This is a genomic window from Pseudoflavonifractor sp. 60 (assembly GCF_009911645.1).
GTDB lineage: Bacteria > Bacillota > Clostridia > Oscillospirales > Oscillospiraceae > Lawsonibacter.
On sequence record NZ_QWKI01000350.1, the window covers coordinates 1 to 606 of the forward strand.

At 67.7% G+C, this 606-nt stretch carries 1 protein-coding gene; it reads left to right on the top strand.

Annotation, left to right across the window (positions count from 1 at the left end; genetic code table 11):
* A partial coding sequence (locus D1646_RS22340) for a hypothetical protein (protein ID WP_160638520.1) occupies nucleotides 1-606 on the top strand: 606 nt, incomplete at both ends.

Sequence of the window (606 nt, forward strand, 5' to 3'; positions counted from 1 at the left end):
AACCGTCTGGCCCTGCGGCGTGACCCTGTACTGCGGCTATGCCTACGAGAGCGCGCTGATAGCCCAGAGCTTCCAGACCGCCGTGCCCGCCGCCCTGGCCTTTGCCGCCGGGACGCTGTTGCTGGCGCTGTTTCTCTGGCAGGCGTTTCAGGGGCGGCTGGCCCTGGACGCGCTGTGCGGCGGGCTGATGGCGTTCTTCTGGCTGGCGGGTCGGCTGGCGCTGGCCTTCCTGCCGAACGCCCAGCTTGGCCCGCTGCCGGTGGACGTGTCGGCGCTGGCCCGTGAGCTGTCCCTGACGCTTCTGCTGGTGTTCCTGGCCTCCCGGCTGACGGGGCGGCGGCGGAAGGTGGTTGGGCTGCTTGCCGGGGCGCAGGGTGTAGCGGTGGCGGTGTGGATCGTGGCGCAGGCCGCGGAACAGCTCACCTTCTTCCTGATACTGGCACTTCCTGCGATCAGCCTTGCGGGGCTGGCGGCGGCGCTGGCCTGCGGTGTTCTGGAGTGGAAACAAAGCTGGTTTTTCCGTATCTTTTGCCTGCTGACGGCGGCGGGGGCCATAGCGTGGACGGTACTCGGGCGCTGGCAGTTTTCGAGAGACATATTGGAAAT